Below are 15,246 nucleotides of genomic sequence, written 5' to 3' on the forward strand. Positions count from 1 at the left end.
GGTGGGTTTCCGCTGATGAGCGTTCTCTCTTGTGAGCTGTTCACCATCGGGGTCGAGGCACGCAGGCGGCCTTGCGATCGTCAGCGGTCGCGAACTGGTCATCCGGTTTCTGCTTGGCGGGGTTGACCCCGGCGCCGTCACTCGTCTTCGCTGGGCTTCCTTTCGGCGACGTTTTCGGCAACTGCTGGCAGGTCTGCCTGTTCCATGTTTTCGATGTGAGTCAAGGACGGGTACGGACCTACTTCGGTTTCGCCCTCCACTGACATATCGCCAATCGGGGTGCCCACGGCCGGTTTGCCTGGCTTCGCGGACTGGGACGTCCCGCTTTCATCAGATACTGGTGTCGCCATTTCTTCGCTCATGGTGGACCTCCGCACGTCGCTTCGCGAACGCTTCGCGAACGCTTCGCTGCTGGTGAGAATATGCCTGCGGTCAGCGCGCGTCCAGTGCACGATTCAACGGTTGCCGCGGCGGGTGTGGGCATTGCGATCTGGACTGATGGTCCTGGCAATTCTGCGACTGGCACAACAGGAACGCGGATTTCAGCTCGGTCCTATCGAGCACCTGTGAGCCCAAACAGCAGCCGCAGGAACCAGGACCAGCCTTGCATCGTGGCTTCGGCGGGGTTCAGACGCCTGTTACGCGCCTCGGCGACCCGACATCGAGCGCACCAAGAACGCAATCACCGCTATCACCAGAAGGATCACACCCACCCACAATAGGAAGTTCAGGGACGGCACAAATCCTCCCGTCAGCAAGAGGACGAGCGCGATGATAGCCACGACGATGAGCAGCATGTTCATGGTGTTCCTTTCCGTTGTTCCCGGAAGGTCCGGGCAATGGAGTACCGGGTGCGTTCGCTATTTCTTGAACATGTCTTTCACCTGTTCGCCGGCCTGCTTCAGACTCGCCTTGGCCTGGTCGGTCTTGCCTTCAGCCTCGAGCGACTTGTCCCCCGCGATCTTGCCCGCGCTCTCCTTGATCTTTCCCGCGGCCTTCTCAGCCGCATTCTTGATCTTGTCAGCCTGACTCATAGTTTCCACCTCTCATCAGTCGAAGACAGTGAGGCCGCGCCGACAGATCGAATCTTCAGCGTTCTGGGCGAGCCCCTTTCCGGCGACGATACCCTCGCGTCAGGGTTGCAACAATGGGGCTGGACACCGGCTCCCGCTTCATCCACCGGCAATTCCGGGGAGCTGAAGGTGCCCTACGCCCGCGCGTTGGCGCCGGAGATGGTCGCGACGGCCCGCGCGCAACGCTGGGAACCGATCGAGGTCATCAAGGCCCTCTTCGTCGAGGAGGTCGCCGGTCGATCCCGGTCCATGCTCGCCACCCGTCGGAAGGCCGCCGGCTTCCCGACCGGGAAGACGTTCGACACCTGGGACGAGTCCGCGTCCTCGATCCCGGTGCCGACGCAGCACGTCCTGCGGACCCTGGAATGGATCGGTCGGAAGGAGAACGTCGTCGTTTGCGGGCCGAGCGGCACAGGGAAGACGTTCTTCCTCGAGGCCCTCGGCCAGCAAGTCGTGGAGGCCGGGATGCGCGTTGCGTGGTTCCGCCTCGAGGACCCAGGCGCGCTGGTCCGCGCGCACCGCTCCGACGACTCCGTCGGCCGCGTGGTCGCCCGGATCCTCCGCGCCGATTTGATCGTGGTCGATGACATCGGGCTGCTCGAAGTGGGTGCCGATGCGGCGGAAGGGCTCTATCGGCTCGTTGACGCCGCCTACGAGAAACGCTCCATCGCCGTGTCGTCGAACCTGCACCCGGGCGGCTTCGACGCCCTGATGCCCTGACGCCCTGATGCCCTGACGCACATGGTGGATTCAACCGGTCGTCGCAACACCTCGATTATGGAGGTATCGGATGGGTCGGCCAGCGGATTGGATGAAAGAGCTGACGGGCAGGTCGCCAATGAAGTCGCCGGGTGCTCCGTCGCTTCGTCGGGAGGTTGAGCGGAAGTTCTGGGGTCAGATAGCAGAAGGGCTAACCAGCGAGAACGCTGCGACTGCGGTCGGCGTGTCGCAGGCGGCTGGTAGCCGCTGGTTCCGGGAGCGTGGCGGTGTGCCGCCTTTTGAGGTGCCCAGGTAAACAAAGCGGTGGCCCGTCTTTGAAGACGGGCCACCGGCGGTTGTTGCCCAAGAAAGGTTCCTGGGTGTGTGCCTTATTCCAGGACGCCGCAGGCGGCCGGGTCCGTCGCTTCTGCAGGCAGGTTCGGGTCCAGTTCGCTTGCACCTCGGCTGAAGTCATAAGAGCCGTTGCCGTTGTAGTCGATGCCGTGGATCACGACGACGCCTTCGCCTTCGCGGATGGAATCTGCGATCTCTTTGGCCGTTCCGGTTCCGTTGGGGCCCGGGTAGCCCGTTCCCGCCACCTTGGTGATGCGGATGTTATCGCGGCTGTAGTGGTAACTGCCATCCGCAGACACCGGGAAACGGGTCACGTCCAGGAAGCTGGCGGGAGTCGTGTCGCCCGTCGTAGTCAGCGACACGACGACCGGTCCGTACGCCGGAATCCCTTCCACGGTGTTTAGGCGGCCATCACCGTTGCTGTCCAGTGCCAGGGTGGGGCACTCGTTCAGCGCTTGGTTGCCGTAGTGGATGTGCTGCGCGTGCGGAGCGTCTGGTGTTAGCCCGGAAGCGTGCACTTCTATGTGCTTGATCTTCTGGTTGCGAACTACTGCGGTAGCGGTGCCGGATGCCCCCGAGCCGTTTAGCTCCGTGAGATTGGCGGTCAGCGTTACCGTTTTGTCGGCACCTGTGGCTTGATCACTGTGCGCTTGAGCTGCGCCGGATCCGAGTGCAGCCGCAGCGAGTAACGCAACGGTTGAGGCTCCGAAAATCCCAATGGAATATCGTTTCACGATTGTCTCCTTGGTTAGCGGCCAACGAGGAGGTCCCGTTGGTCGTGGGTAGTTCGTAACAAACACTAATGAGGTTTGGTCATCTTAAGGGATTTTAGTGCTTTCCCGCCCACGGAGTCGGAGCAATGCTCGTTTGACGCCGAACCCCCTTGGAACTGGGCCATCCGCTCGCGCACAGCCATTGATACCGTGCACAAGAAGACACTCATTGAGTGTCACAATCGCGGACGATCGGTGGTCGGCCGTTGTCCAGGAGGGCAACTCTAGCTGTCGCCTGGCCAACCTCCCTACAGTCGGGATCGGCGAGAAACACCCTGTGATCACCATCTCCGTCCGGCGCAGGTCACGTCCCGCACGGTGTTGAGAAGCTCCACCACTCAGCGGGACGTGACCCGTTTTTGTTAGAATCGTCGGATGCCTTCAGCCGGTTCGACCCTCGCCTCCACGGTTTTCCGCTGGTTTCGCGACCGGTTTCGCCCATCCCGCGGCCCGTCCGACGGCGCATCCCGCGGCTCGTCCGACGGAGCATCCCACGGCCCATCCCACGGCCGGTCCCGACGGATCGCCCTCGGCCTGATCGTCGGCCTCGTCGGCCTCGCAGCCATCGGCGTCGTTGCCTCGACGCTCACCCTCGGCGCGGATCCGGAGAACGAAACCGTGCGCGTCACCCGTCCGGCGGAGGGGTCACTGCGGGTGCTGTTCGCCGGGGACTCGATCACGTACGGGCTGTCGGCCGAGGACAAGGACCTCGGGTACCGGCCGCTGATGGTCGATGCGCTGTCCGCGGGCGGGCCGGTCACCGAACTTCGGGCGAACAGGGCCGGCGCCGACACGGGCGTGGTGTCCGGCATCCTGAACGCGCCGGCCAACCTCGACCTGGCGATCATCGAACTCGGCACGAACGACGTGGTCGAGAAGACGCCGCTTCCCCGGTTCGAGACGGTCTACGGTGCGCTTCTGGACCGCATCCGTCACGAGTCGCCGGCCGTGCCGCTGCTCTGCGTCGGCACCTGGGGCAGCGAGGGCGGCGCCGACGGCTCGGATGCCTACAACGCGGTCATCGAGGACGAATGCGGCGAGCGCGGCGGCGCGTTCGTCAGCCTGTACGGGCTCTACCCGGTGGAGGCAAACCGTGGCCCGGCCGGACGGGACGTCTTCGGCGGCACCAGCGACAACTTCCACCCGAACGACCGCGGCTACCGCGCGATCGCCGAGCTGCTCCTCGCCCGCATCAGCGTCGACTGACCGGCCCCTCCCCCGCCGAGATTGGCACTTGCGGTCGAGTTGCCCCCGCGCACCAGGCAAACTCGACCGGAACAGGCAAACTCGGCGCATCCGGGGCGCATCCTTGGCGCACGCTCGGCCCCGCGCCGATCGGAACTCGGCGAGAGTGGGCGAGAGTCGCCGATCGTGCCGAGAATCGCCGGTGCAACGGGGACTCTCGGCAGGAACGGCGACACTCGGCGCATCCGGGGCGCGGGGTGGCGGGGGTTCAGCCGCCCAGCGCAGCCGTCCCGCCCAGCGCAGCGGCCGCGGCCCCGTCCGCCTTGCCGAGGACGGTGAGCACGTAGACGAGCATGATGGCCACCCAGACCCACATCGGCGCGAGGCTGGCGCCGGTCAGGCGCCGCACGGTGACCGAGCGCCCTACCACGTAGGCCCCGGGTGAGAGGATCGCCCAGGCCCAGTGGAACGGCCGGTCCAGGCCGTCGCGCAGCAGCTGCCGGTGGTCGAGGTAGGCCAGCACGACGCTGCCGATCGCGATGCCCCAGCCCAGCAGGGGCGACGACGTCTCGGCGGAGGTGAGCGCCAGGAACGACACCACGGGCAACAGGGCGATGGCCCAGATGTAGTTGTTGAAGACGGATGCCTGCGCCCCCGCCGCCAACGCGCCGTCGATCCCGTAGGCGTTCCGCTCGGGATCATGCAGGTGTTCGGTCCACTGGTCGCCGTCCCACCATCGCTTATGGGGCAGCCCGGCGGGATCGGCGTACCAGCCCCGCTGGGTGGGGACGTCTGGCGAGGCGTCGCTCACGATGGCTCCTTGCAGGTCGACTCCGGCAAGTCTACGTCGGCGGCTACTTGACGCTGCCCGCGGTCAGGCCGCCGATCAGCCGCTTCTCGATCAGCATGAACAGCACGACGACGGGGATGATCGCCACGACGGACACGCCGAAGACGTAGTGCCAGCTGGTTTCGTACTGACCCACGAACTTGGTCAGCGCCACGGCCAGGGGCTGGTTGCCCGCGGTCGACATGATCACCAGGCTCGCCGCGAACTCGTTCCAGCAGGCGACGAAGGTGAACACGATCGCGGTCACGATGCCGGGCCAGACGAGCGGCAGGTTGATCCTGAAGAGCACCGCGAGGCGCCCTGCCCCGTCGATCTGGGCCGCCTCGTCGATCTCCTTCGGCACCCCGGCGAAGAAGCTGTGCATGATCCACACGGCGAAGGAGAGGTTGAACGCGGCGTTGATCAGGATCATCGCCAGCCAGGTGTCCGAGATGCCGAAGAAACTGAACTGGCGGAAGAGCCCGGAGGTGAGCACGGCCGGCTGCAGCATCTGCGTGACGATGACCAGGAACATGAACACCATCCGCCCCGGGAAGTGGAACCGGGCCGTGTAATACGCGGCCGGGAGGGCCACCAGCAGCACCAGCAGCGTGGCGAAGACGGCGATGATGATGGTCGAGACGAGGTTCTGCACGAGCGGCGTCTCGGGCGTCGACCACATGGTGAGGTAGTTCTCCCAGCGCCACGCGGTGGGGAAGTAGGTGGGGTTCACGGATCGGATCTCGCTCTTGGACTTCACCGAGCCGAAGAACATGATCAGGTACGGGATGACGAAGATGGCCAGGACCACGGCCCCGGCGAGCATCCTGAGCAGCATGGTCCGAAGCGGAACCTGGTCGGCCGTGAACCGGCGCCTCCGGGCGCCATTCGGCGCCTGCGCGATGACGGTCACAATCACAGCTCCTTCATGGGCTTGACGAGCTTCACGTAGATCGCGACGATCACGATGACGATGAGGAACGCGATCACGCTGAGTGCGCTGGCGACGTCGATCTTGTGCTCGTTCTGGATGTACTTGAAGATCATGGTCATCACGGTGTCTGCGTCGTAGCCGGGGATCGACCCCGTCATGATCTTCAGGATCGGCAGCGAGTTGAAGACATTGATGATGTTGATGAGAACCGCCACCGACAGCGCCCCGCGCAGCTGCGGCAGCACAATGGCGACGTAGGTGCGGATGCGTCCGGCCCCGTCCATCTTCGCGGCCTCGAGCACGTCGGCCGGCACCGTTGCCAGGCCGGCGAGGATCGTATAGGTCGTGAACGGGAGGGAGACGAAGACCGCGATGCCGATCGACCAGACGAACGCGCTGGTCGCGTTCTTGGTCCAGCCGTAGGGAGCGTCGATCAGGTTGATGTCGACCAGGAACTTGTTGATGATGCCGATGTACCCCTCGAGCCCGTAGTACACGACGAGGGTGGTCATCACGACGCTCGCGGCCCAGGGGATGAGCACGGCCATGCGAACGATCTGGCGGCCGGGGAACGCCTTGTTGAGGAACTGGGCGAGGGCGAGGGAGGCGAGCACCGCGATCGTCACGACGGCGAAGACCCAGATCACGGTGCGCACCATGATCCCGCCGAGCGGCGCGAAGGCGAACAGGGTCTCGTAGTTCTCGAAACCCACCGAGCCCTTGTCGACGCCGCTCAGGCTGATGTCCCGGGTGGAGTTGTAGATCATCACGACGGCGGGGAACAGCACGACGCCGAAGATCAGGATGAGCGCCGGCCCGATCCAGGGCAGCGCGGAGAAAAGGTCGGTGAGGCGGGTTCCCGCCGCCGCACGTGCTCGCACGACCCCCGCGCGGGGACGGCCGTTGGCCGCCCCCGTGGGGACCGGTGTTTCGTGAATGCTCTGAGTCATGTCGTCAGGGGTCATTTCGTCAGTCACCGGTATTCGTTCGTCGTCGTGCAATGCGTTGTGCGTGGTGCGTTGTGCGGGACTGGCTAGCCGGCGTCGGCCTTGGCCTGGATCTCCGACAGCACCGCCTGGGCGTCCTTACCCTGGGCGAGCTGGCCGACCAAGCTCTTGAAGGCCGCGTTCGTCGCGTCCCACTTCGGGTTGGTGCTCGGGTAGAACTGCGCGTCCGGCAGCATCTCGAGGAACGGAAGGAGATCCTCGTTGCTGTCCATGGCGGACGAGCCCGACTTCGTGGTGGGGAGGAACTTCTCGGCCGTGACCCAGGGAACATACTGGTCTGCCGAGTAGAAGAAGTCGAGGAACTTCGTGATGGCGGCCTGCTTCTTGCCGTCATTCTGGAAGGCCATCAGGTGGTCAGCCACACCGAGGGTGAACGGCTTGCCGTCCATCGTCGGGATCGGGTTGACCGAGTACTTCATCTCCGGGTTTCCGTCGGCGATCTGGCCCACGGTGGGCGGGAGGCCGATGATCATGCCGATCTTGCCCTGCACGAAGACGTCCATCAGCGGGCTGCGGTCGGTCGCGCCGGCATCCGGCTGGGTTGCGCCGGCTTCGACCATCTTCTGGATGAACTCTGCGCCCTTGAGGTTCTCCGGGGTGTCGACCGTGATCTCCGTCGCGTCACCGAAGCCGCCGCCTGCGCCGTAGAACCAGATTGCGCTCTCGGCCTGGGCCTCTTCAGAGCCGAGCGGGAGTCCGTAGCCGGCCACCCCTCCGCCGATCTTGGACACCTTCGTTGCCGCGGCGAGCAGCTCGTCCCACGTCGCGGGAACCTTCGTGACGCCGGCCTGGGCCAGCAGGTCTTCGTTGACGAACAGGGCGCGCGCCGACGCGAGCAGCGGTGCTCCGTACTGCACGCCGTCCACCGATGCGCTCTCGACGAACGAGTCCTGGAAGTCGCCGAGGGTGTCGGCCGAGACGACGTCTTCGATCGGGTAGAGCAGCTCATCGGCCGCGAATCCGGCGAAGGGGCCGCCGTTCATGATGTCGGGGGCCTTGTTGCCCTGCACCTTCGTGGTGACGACGTCGTTGAGGTTGTCCCAGGACTGCACCTCGAGCTCGACCGTGATGTCCTTGTTGGCCGCTTCGAAGTCCTTGATGACGGTTTCCCACAGGCCCTGGGTGTTGTCGGAGTAGCTGGGGACCAGCAGGTTCAGGGTGGTGGCTTTTCCGTCGGCTCCATCGGATGCCGTGCCGCCGCCGAAGCCACAGCCCGCGAGCGACACTGCCGCCAGCGCCGCAGTGGCGACGATTCCTCCCATACGCAGAGACTTCTTCATCGTGGTGAGTTCCTAACCGTTTGTGATTGATAGTGAGCGTTTATTCAACTGATGAATCATTATCATTCAGAAGTAGCCACAGCCTGTCGGTTTCGGCCGGGCAAATCAATCCATGTTTTGTGATCGTTACACGTCGTTAATAATCAAGAATAGACTTTTAGTGATTATTAGTGGAGGTTTGTAGTCATTACCAATCACAAATCAGATTGTTCCGCAACCTTCGAGGAGTCCCGATGACCGCGACCGCCGAACACATGGCCGTCGAACTGGCCTCACAGCCCGAGACCTGGGCGCGTGCAGCCGGGATGACGCGCGAGCAGGCGTTGCTGCCCGCACCGGGCCTCCGGGTCGCCGTCGTGGGCTGCGGCACCTCCTGGTTCATGGCCCAGTCCTACGCGGCCCTGCGGGAGTCCGGCGGCCAGGGCGTGACCGACGCGTTCGCGGCATCCGAGGCCTTCGTCAACCGGGACTACGACGCCATCATCGCCCTGACCCGGTCCGGAACGACCACGGAAGTGCTCGAGCTGGTGCGCGCCCACCGCGGCGCGGCGCCCATCATCGGCATCGTCGGCGACACCTCCTCGCCGCTCGTCGACGAGGTGGACGAGGTCATCGCGCTGCCGTTCGCCGACGAGCAGTCGGTCGTGCAGACGCGTTTCGCCACGACCGCCCTGGCGCTGATGCGGTCCTCCCTGGGCGAAGACCTCAGCGGCGCCATCGCCGACGCGGAACTGGCCATCGCCGACGACCTGGACGACGCCCTGGTCAACGCGGAGCAGTACACGTTCCTCGGTCGCGGCTGGAGCGTCGGCCTGGCGCACGAGGCCGCCCTGAAGATGCGGGAAGCGACCCAGTCCTGGACCGAGTCCTACCCGGCGATGGAATACCGCCATGGTCCAATCAGCATCGCGGCCCCGGGTCGTGTGGTCTGGATGCTGGGGACGCCGCCCACCGGCCTCGTGCGGGATGTGGCGCAGACCGGCGCGCGTTATGTGTCCAGCGCGCTCGATCCGATGGCCGAACTCGTGCGGGTGCACAGGCTCGCCCTGCTCCTCGCCCGGGCCAGGGGACTCAACCCCGACCTCCCCCGCAACCTGACCCGATCTGTCATTCTCGACTCGTGACTCTGATCCCCTCTCCTGACCGGCCGCAGCAGGCTGACCGGCCGCAGCCGCTCGGCCCCGGAACGGCCGTCGCCGCGTTCGACGTGGGCGGCACGGACATGAAGGCCGCGCTGTTCGACTCGTCCGGGCGGATGCTCGGTCTGCGCCGCACGCCCACGCCGCACCGCGGCGCCGAGACCGCCGAAGCCGTGCTCGAGCGTGTCGAGGAGCTCCTGGCCGAGTTCGCGCACACCTTTCCGCACGTGCGGCCGGCCGGCATCGGCCTGATCGCGCCGGGCGTCGTCGACGACGACCAGGGAATCGTGCGAGAGTCCGTGAACCTGGACTGGAACGACGTGCCGTTCCGGCGGCTGCTGGAGGATCGGCTGCACCTGCCCGCGTCGTTCTCCCACGACGTGCGCGCCGCCGGCGAAGCCGAATTCCAGCTCGGCGCCGCCCGCGGGTTCGGCACGGTCGTCGTGATCATCGTCGGCACGGGCATCGCCGCGTCCCTCGTCGTCAACGGCCGGGCCCACGTCGCCGGCGGTTACGCCGGCGAGCTCGGGCACTCGATCGTCGACCCCCGGGGCGCACGGTGTGCCTGCGGGGCACGCGGATGCCTCGAAACCGTTGGCTCGGCCGGCGCCATCAGCCGGCGCTACGCCGAGGCGACCGGCCAGGAGCCGGTCGGAGCCCGGGAGGTGCTGGCGCTGGCCTCGACCGGCGATCCCGCCGCCCGCAGGATCTGGAACGAGGCCATCGACGCGCTCGCGCTCGGCATCGCCCAGGTCACCGCGATCCTGGCCCCGGAGGCCGTCGTCATCGGCGGCGGGCTCGCCGAGGCCGGCGACGCCCTGTTCGTCCCCCTCCGCGAACGGGTCGACGCGCTGCTCAGCTTCCACCGCCGGCCCCTGGTGTTGCCGGCCCTGATCGGCGAGAACGCCGGACTCATCGGCGCCGCCCTGCGCGCCCGGGCCGCGGCCGACCGCTCGGGGCAGGCGTCATGATCGTCACGGTCACGCCCAATCCGGCCCTCGACCTCACCTACCGCCTCTCCACGCTCACCCCCGGCGAAACGCATCGCGTGCCGGCGGCCGCCGTGCGCGCCGGCGGGAAGGGCCTGAACGTCGCCCGGGTGCTGCACCAGCAGGGCCACCCCGTGTTGGCCGTCTCCCCGGCCGGGGCCGCCTCCGGCGAGGAGTTCGCCGCGGAGCTCCGGGCCTCCGGGCTCCCGCACCGGCTCGTCCCCGTGCTCGCGCCCACCCGCCGCTCGGTCGCCCTCGTCGACGAGGGACAGGGCCGCACCACGATCCTCAACGAGTACGGCGAGAACCACACCCCGGCCGAATGGCTGGCCCTGGCCGACGCCACCGCGGCGGCGCTTCCGGGCGCCACCTGCCTGGTCTGCTCCGGCAGCCTCCCCCCGGGCGCCGACGTCGACTTCTTGCCGAACCTCGTGGCCCTGGCGAGCGCCCGCAGCCTGCCAAGCGTGATCGACACGTCCGGCCCCGCGCTCCTCGCCTCGGCCCGGGCCGGGGCGACCGCGCTCAAGCCGAACCGGCAGGAACTGGCCGAGGCCACCGGCGAGCCCGACCCGGTGCGCGGCGCGCGGATGCTGCTCGAGCACGGCGCCGGGATGGTCCTCGTCTCGCTCGGCGAAGAGGGCATGCTCCTGCTCACGGCCGCCGAACCCGGCCGGCTCTGGCGAGCGCGGCTGCCCCGCGTGCTGCCGGGCAACCCGACCGGGGCCGGCGACGCGGCCGTTGCGGCCATCGCGTTCTGCCTGGCCACCGGACTCACCGACCCGGCCCAGATCATCCGCCGGGCCACCGCGTGGTCGGCCGCGGCCGTGCTCATGCCCCTGGCCGGCGAAATCTCCCCCGACCACGCCGCGCTGGCCGATGAAATCCAGGTCGACGAACTCCCAGCCGACTTCCAGATCGCCGAACTCCCAGCCGGCGATATCCCGATCGAAGGACCCCGATGACCCTCACCCCCACCCGAGAGCTGATGCGCTCCGCCGCGACCGGCGGCACCGGGATCGGCGCCTTCAACGTCATCCACCTGGAGACGGCCGAGGCGCTCGTGGCCGCGGCCGAACAGGCAGCTCTCCCCGTCATCCTGCAGATCTCGCAGAACTGCGCGAGCTACCACGGCGGGCTGAGGCCGATTGCGGAGGCCACCCTGGCGATCGCGCGCGCCGCGGCGGTGCCCGTGGCCGTGCACCTCGATCACGCCGAGGACGAAGCGCTCGCCTGCCTGGCCGTGGACCTCGGCTTCGGTTCGGTCATGTACGACGGGGCGCACCTGGACTACGACGAGAATGTGGCCAGCACGGCCCGCGTGGTCGCCTACGCCCACGCGCGCGGCGTGTACGTGGAAGCCGAGCTGGGCACGATCGGCGGCAAGGGCGGCGCCCACGCGCCCGGGGTGCGCACCGATCCCCACGAGGCCGTCGCCTTCGTGCGGGCCACCAATGTCGACGCCCTCGCCGTGGCCGTCGGGTCGTCCCACGCGATGACCAGCCGCGTGGCCGCGCTGGACCTCGAACTCATCGCCCGGCTGCATGCCGCCGTTGCCGTGCCGCTCGTGCTGCACGGGTCATCCGGTGTCTCCGACGAGCAGATCGTCGGCGCGATCTCGGCCGGCATGACGAAGATCAACGTGTCGACCCACCTCAACGGCTTCTTCACCGCCGCAATCCGCGACTACCTGGGCGCCAATCCGACCGTTGTCGACTCGCGGAAGTACGTCGCGGCCGGTCGAGCGGCCCTCACCGGCGAGGCGGCAAGGATGCTGCGGCTGTTCTCGCTCTCACCGGCGATAGATTTACAGAAGCCATGAGGAAGAACAGGAACCCATGAACCGCGCCGAGCGACTCAACGCCGTGCTGGCCCTGCTCGCCGAATCCGGCCAGCTCGAGGTCGACGACATCATCACCCAGCTCGACGTCTCGGCCGCAACGGCCCGCCGCGACCTCGACACGCTGGCCGCCCAGCAGCTGCTCACCCGCACCAGGGGCGGCGCGATCGGGCAGACCGTCGCCTATGACCTCCCCCTCCGGTACAAGAAGGAGCAGCACGCGCCCGAGAAGCAGCAGATCGCCCTGGCCGCCAGCGCGCTCGTCTCCCCCGGCGACGTCGTCGGCCTGTGCGGGGGCACGACGAGCACGGCGATCGCGAGTGTGCTCGGCGCCCGCGCCGATATCATGGAGGCCTCCCCGAACGCCAACCTCACGATCGTCACAAACGCCCTGAACATCGCCGCCCAAATGGCCATGCGCCCGCAGGTGAAGACGGTCGTCACCGGCGGCGTGGTGCACTCCCGCTCCTACGAGCTGGTCGGGCCGTACTCCGACGTCGTGCTGCAGCAGGTCACCATGGACATCGCCTTCATCGGCGTCAACGGCATCGATCCGGCCGTCGGGGCGACCGTTCACGACGAGCGGGAGGCCGCGGTCAACTCGCTGATGGCGCGCCGGGCCACCCGGGCCGTCATCGTCGCCGACTCCAGCAAGATCGGCCGCACGGTTTTCGCCACGCTGGGCGACCTCGGGATCTTCAGCACGCTGATCACCGACGCCGGCATCACGCCCGAGCAGGTCGCCGCGTTCACCGACCGCGGCCTCGAGGTGATCGTCGCGTGAGCGCCCACATCATCCATTCGGCCCGTCTCGTCTCCGGCGGCAGCACCACCGCCGACGCCTGGGTCTCCTTCGAGGGCGACACCGTCGCCGCCGTCGGCACCGGCACCGCCTGGCGCGCGCTCGGCATCGACCCGGCATCGACCACGGATGCCCGCGGCCGCCTGCTCACCCCCGGCTTCATCGACATCCACTGCCACGGCGGGGGCGGGGCGTCGTTCGAGGATGGCGAGGAGGCGATTGAGACCGCGCTCGGCCTGCACCACCGTCATGGCACCACCCGGATCGTTTTGTCGCTCGTGACGGCGAGCCAGGCCGACCTCGAGTCGAGGCTCGCCGTGATCGCCGACGAGACCGAACGGAATCCGCTCGTTCTCGGCGCTCACCTCGAGGGGCCGTTCCTCGACGACGCCTTCCGGGGCGCGCACGATCCCGCCCTGCTGCGCGCGCCGGACCCGCAGTCGATCGACCGGCTGCTCGAGGCCGGGCGCGGGCACATCCGCCAGGTCACGCTCGCCCCCGAACTGCCCGGCGCGACCGCCGCGATCCGCACCCTTGTCGGCGCCGGGATCGCCGTTGCGGTCGGGCACAGCGCCGCGGACTACAGGGAGGCGATGGCCGCGTTCGACAGCGGCGCGTCGATCCTGACCCATGCCTTCAACGGAATGCGCGGCATCCACCACCGGGCTCCCGGCCCGGTCGCAGCGGCGACCCGATCGCCGCAGGTGACCCTCGAGGTGATCAACGACGGGGTGCACGTGCATCCCGAGGTCGTGCGGCTCGCCTTCGCCGCCGCGCCCGGGCGGATCGCGCTGATCACCGACGCCATGGCCGCGGCGGGGTCGTCCGACGGCCGGTACCGGCTCGGCACGCTCGCCGTGACCGTCACCGACGGCGTCGCCCGGGCCGACCGGGGCGGCTCGATCGCGGGGTCCACGCTCACCCTCGATGCGGCGCTGCGACGGGCCGTGACCGAGGTGGGTGTCACCCTGGAGGACGCGGTGACCGCCCTGACCGAGACCCCGGCCCGGGCGATCGGGCGCGCGCACGACCTCGGGCGGCTCGCCCCCGGCTACGCGGCCGACGCCGTGCTGCTGGGCGACGGCTTCGAGGTCGACGCCGTGTTCGCGGCCGGCCGCCGGCTGCACTGATCGGGCGTGCCGAGACGATGACGCTCGTCGAAATCTGCGTGGACGACCTGGCCGGCACCCTCGCGGCCGAAAGCGCCGGCGCCGACCGGGTGGAACTCTGCGCGAACCTCGCCGAGGGCGGGACAACGCCCAGTTTCGGCCTCATCGCCCGGGTGCTCGAGTCGGTGACGACCCTCGGCGTGCAGGTGATGATTCGACCGCGGGGCGGCGACTTCGTGCACTCGGCGAGCGAACTGTCGGTGATGCTCGCGGATGTTCGCGCCGTGCGGGACCTCGCCGCCCAGGCGCCCGCTCCGGTCGGGCTGGTCTTCGGCGTGCTGACCGCGGCCGGCGACATCGACATCCCGGCGATGCGGGAGCTGATCGCCGCGGCGGAGGGGGTGCCGGCGACCTGCCAGAAGGCCTTCGACGCGGCCCGGGACCTGTTCGCCGCGCACGACGCGCTCGCCGGGCTCGGCGTGGTGCGCATTCTCACCTCCGGGGGCGCGGCCACGGCCGCGGAGGGGGCCCCGGTGCTGCGCGAGCTGATGGCGAGGGAGCCCGGGGGTCCGGTCATCCTGGCCGGCGGCTCGGTGCGCGTGGCGAATGTCGCCCGGCTCGTCGCGGACACCGGGGTCACGGAGGTGCACCTGCGCGCCCAGGTCCCCGGACCGCGCGGTGACGGCGGGCTGGTCACCGACGCCGCCCTGGTACGCGCCGTCATAGCCGAGCTGGGCGCCACCCGGCCCTGACCCGGCGCGCGCAGCGATCCGCCGCCCACATCGATCCGGCGCCCACGACGCGCCGGGCGCGCACTCCCACGCGCCTGCGATTCACCGGCAACGGCCCCCTCCCTGCAGCATTCGCGCAGCCGGGAGCAGTACCGTTGAAGCCATGTTCGGCAGGGACCGGGTCGACCAGGACAGCGGCCGGGTGCACCACACCGATCAACCAGAAGGAGATTCAGTGTCGAATCACGATCATGAGCCATGCGCGGCAGAACACCTCGAGGTGCGTCATCTGTCCGACCACGAGTGGCGCGTGGGCGACCGGCGCCGAGACGAGCGGTCACCCAAAAAGGTGCTCGGCTACATCCGGCAGCGCGGTTTGAGTTTCGAGGTCATGAATATCGAGGCGCCGCGCCGGCACTACCTCTTCGACCGTTTGGATGCGGCGATCGCATCGTTCACCACTGTCTCGTCCCGCTGACGAGACCCCTGGGCGCGCCCGCGCACC

At 68.1% G+C, this 15,246-nt stretch carries 18 protein-coding genes and 1 pseudogene; 11 read left to right on the forward strand and 8 right to left on the reverse strand.

From position 1 onward, the window contains the following. Positions 1–137: 137 nt before the first annotated feature. The 3 genes from E3T33_RS11115 to E3T33_RS11120 all read right to left on the reverse strand — a co-directional run bounded on the left by E3T33_RS11115 (position 138) and on the right by E3T33_RS11120 (position 1,034). Positions 138–362, reverse strand: coding sequence for a hypothetical protein (locus tag E3T33_RS11115; protein ID WP_134575315.1), 225 nt, complete (start codon positions 360–362; stop codon positions 138–140). Between the two features lie 276 nt (positions 363–638). Continuing rightward, positions 639–803: a DUF2207 domain-containing protein gene (locus E3T33_RS15280; RefSeq protein WP_143006462.1), complete on the reverse strand. Its 165-nt coding sequence runs from the start codon at positions 801–803 to the stop codon at positions 639–641. Positions 804–860: 57 nt separating this feature from the next. Beyond that, positions 861–1,034, reverse strand: a complete 174-nt coding sequence (locus E3T33_RS11120; protein ID WP_092322911.1) for a CsbD family protein — start codon at positions 1,032–1,034, stop codon at positions 861–863. Positions 1,035–1,202: 168 nt separating this feature from the next. Here E3T33_RS11120 and E3T33_RS11125 point away from each other — a divergent pair, with 168 nt between their 5' ends. Together E3T33_RS11125 and E3T33_RS15585 are read left to right on the forward strand one after the other, a co-directional pair. After that, positions 1,203–1,793 (forward strand): ATP-binding protein, encoded by a 591-nt coding sequence (locus tag E3T33_RS11125; protein WP_277870637.1) that lies wholly within the window; start codon positions 1,203–1,205, stop codon positions 1,791–1,793. A gap of 91 nt (positions 1,794–1,884) precedes the next feature. Beyond that, positions 1,885–2,073: pseudogene (locus E3T33_RS15585) on the forward strand (IS30 family transposase); the annotation flags it as partial. A gap of 88 nt (positions 2,074–2,161) precedes the next feature. Here the strand turns inward: E3T33_RS15585 and E3T33_RS11135 are convergent. Next, complete coding sequence (locus tag E3T33_RS11135; RefSeq protein ID WP_134575316.1) at positions 2,162–2,860, reverse strand: hypothetical protein; 699 nt, start codon at positions 2,858–2,860, stop codon at positions 2,162–2,164. Positions 2,861–3,274: 414 nt separating this feature from the next. On the opposite strand from E3T33_RS11135, the gene E3T33_RS11140 reads away from it, so the two are divergent. Beyond that, complete coding sequence (locus tag E3T33_RS11140) at positions 3,275–4,105, forward strand: SGNH/GDSL hydrolase family protein (protein ID WP_092322906.1); 831 nt, start codon at positions 3,275–3,277, stop codon at positions 4,103–4,105. A 247-nt stretch (positions 4,106–4,352) separates the two neighbouring features. Here E3T33_RS11140 and E3T33_RS11145 read toward each other — a convergent pair whose 3' ends face one another. The 4 genes from E3T33_RS11145 to E3T33_RS11160 all read right to left on the reverse strand — a co-directional run bounded on the left by E3T33_RS11145 (position 4,353) and on the right by E3T33_RS11160 (position 8,116). Then, on the reverse strand, positions 4,353–4,895 hold the full coding sequence (locus tag E3T33_RS11145) for a DUF2510 domain-containing protein (RefSeq protein ID WP_166784472.1): 543 nt from the start codon (positions 4,893–4,895) through the stop codon (positions 4,353–4,355). A 43-nt stretch (positions 4,896–4,938) separates the two neighbouring features. Then, positions 4,939–5,826, reverse strand: a complete 888-nt coding sequence (locus E3T33_RS11150) for a carbohydrate ABC transporter permease (RefSeq protein WP_241977018.1) — start codon at positions 5,824–5,826, stop codon at positions 4,939–4,941. A 2-nt stretch (positions 5,827–5,828) separates the two neighbouring features. Then, the gene (locus E3T33_RS11155; RefSeq protein WP_092323005.1) at positions 5,829–6,797 is read right to left on the reverse strand and encodes a sugar ABC transporter permease; all 969 of its coding nucleotides are present in this window, start codon (positions 6,795–6,797) and stop codon (positions 5,829–5,831) included. An 83-nt stretch (positions 6,798–6,880) separates the two neighbouring features. After that, a complete protein-coding gene (locus tag E3T33_RS11160) occupies positions 6,881–8,116 on the reverse strand; it encodes an extracellular solute-binding protein (protein ID WP_241982918.1) in 1,236 nt (411 codons plus the stop codon). 251 nt (positions 8,117–8,367) lie between these two features. Here E3T33_RS11160 and E3T33_RS11165 point away from each other — a divergent pair, with 251 nt between their 5' ends. The 8 genes from E3T33_RS11165 (at position 8,368) to E3T33_RS11200 (ending at position 15,219) form a co-directional block, all read left to right on the forward strand. After that, positions 8,368–9,258 (forward strand): SIS domain-containing protein, encoded by an 891-nt coding sequence (locus E3T33_RS11165; protein ID WP_092322902.1) that lies wholly within the window; start codon positions 8,368–8,370, stop codon positions 9,256–9,258. Beyond that, a complete protein-coding gene (locus tag E3T33_RS11170) occupies positions 9,255–10,244 on the forward strand; it encodes an ROK family protein (RefSeq protein ID WP_241982919.1) in 990 nt (329 codons plus the stop codon). The genes E3T33_RS11165 and E3T33_RS11170 overlap by 4 nt, the downstream gene beginning before the upstream one ends. Beyond that, a complete protein-coding gene (locus tag E3T33_RS11175; protein WP_134575318.1) occupies positions 10,241–11,224 on the forward strand; it encodes a 1-phosphofructokinase family hexose kinase in 984 nt (327 codons plus the stop codon). The genes E3T33_RS11170 and E3T33_RS11175 overlap by 4 nt, the downstream gene beginning before the upstream one ends. Then, positions 11,221–12,081: a class II fructose-bisphosphate aldolase gene (locus E3T33_RS11180; RefSeq protein WP_092322899.1), complete on the forward strand. Its 861-nt coding sequence runs from the start codon at positions 11,221–11,223 to the stop codon at positions 12,079–12,081. The genes E3T33_RS11175 and E3T33_RS11180 overlap by 4 nt, the downstream gene beginning before the upstream one ends. Before the next feature lie 16 nt (positions 12,082–12,097). Then, positions 12,098–12,883, forward strand: coding sequence for a DeoR/GlpR family DNA-binding transcription regulator (locus E3T33_RS11185; protein ID WP_092322898.1), 786 nt, complete (start codon positions 12,098–12,100; stop codon positions 12,881–12,883). Then, positions 12,880–14,031: an N-acetylglucosamine-6-phosphate deacetylase gene (gene nagA, locus E3T33_RS11190; protein ID WP_092322897.1), complete on the forward strand. Its 1,152-nt coding sequence runs from the start codon at positions 12,880–12,882 to the stop codon at positions 14,029–14,031. The genes E3T33_RS11185 and nagA overlap by 4 nt, the downstream gene beginning before the upstream one ends. A 17-nt stretch (positions 14,032–14,048) precedes the next feature. Then, the gene (locus E3T33_RS11195; protein WP_134575319.1) at positions 14,049–14,762 is read left to right on the forward strand and encodes a copper homeostasis protein CutC; all 714 of its coding nucleotides are present in this window, start codon (positions 14,049–14,051) and stop codon (positions 14,760–14,762) included. A 142-nt stretch (positions 14,763–14,904) separates the two neighbouring features. After that, positions 14,905–15,219 (forward strand): hypothetical protein, encoded by a 315-nt coding sequence (locus tag E3T33_RS11200; RefSeq protein ID WP_092322894.1) that lies wholly within the window; start codon positions 14,905–14,907, stop codon positions 15,217–15,219. Positions 15,220–15,246 lie beyond the last annotated feature (27 nt).

Source organism: Cryobacterium sp. TMT1-2-1 (genome assembly GCF_004403955.1).
Lineage (GTDB): Bacteria > Actinomycetota > Actinomycetes > Actinomycetales > Microbacteriaceae > Cryobacterium > Cryobacterium psychrotolerans.

Excerpts from the sequence above, each read along its gene's own strand:
- E3T33_RS11195 (WP_134575319.1), top strand. The coding sequence starts at position 14,049 with ATGACGCTCGTCGAAATCTGCGTGGACGACCTGGCCGGCACCCTCGCG.
- E3T33_RS11200 (WP_092322894.1), top strand. The coding sequence starts at position 14,905 with ATGTTCGGCAGGGACCGGGTCGACCAGGACAGCGGCCGGGTGCACCAC.
- E3T33_RS11155 (WP_092323005.1), bottom strand. The coding sequence starts at position 6,797 with ATGACTCAGAGCATTCACGAAACACCGGTCCCCACGGGGGCGGCCAAC.
- E3T33_RS15280 (WP_143006462.1), bottom strand. The coding sequence starts at position 803 with ATGAACATGCTGCTCATCGTCGTGGCTATCATCGCGCTCGTCCTCTTG.
- E3T33_RS11165 (WP_092322902.1), top strand. The coding sequence starts at position 8,368 with ATGACCGCGACCGCCGAACACATGGCCGTCGAACTGGCCTCACAGCCC.
- E3T33_RS11160 (WP_241982918.1), bottom strand. The coding sequence starts at position 8,116 with ATGGGAGGAATCGTCGCCACTGCGGCGCTGGCGGCAGTGTCGCTCGCG.
- E3T33_RS11175 (WP_134575318.1), top strand. The coding sequence starts at position 10,241 with ATGATCGTCACGGTCACGCCCAATCCGGCCCTCGACCTCACCTACCGC.
- E3T33_RS11115 (WP_134575315.1), bottom strand. The coding sequence starts at position 362 with ATGAGCGAAGAAATGGCGACACCAGTATCTGATGAAAGCGGGACGTCC.
- E3T33_RS11180 (WP_092322899.1), top strand. The coding sequence starts at position 11,221 with ATGACCCTCACCCCCACCCGAGAGCTGATGCGCTCCGCCGCGACCGGC.
- E3T33_RS11185 (WP_092322898.1), top strand. The coding sequence starts at position 12,098 with ATGAACCGCGCCGAGCGACTCAACGCCGTGCTGGCCCTGCTCGCCGAA.
- E3T33_RS11120 (WP_092322911.1), bottom strand. The coding sequence starts at position 1,034 with ATGAGTCAGGCTGACAAGATCAAGAATGCGGCTGAGAAGGCCGCGGGA.
- E3T33_RS11140 (WP_092322906.1), top strand. The coding sequence starts at position 3,275 with ATGCCTTCAGCCGGTTCGACCCTCGCCTCCACGGTTTTCCGCTGGTTT.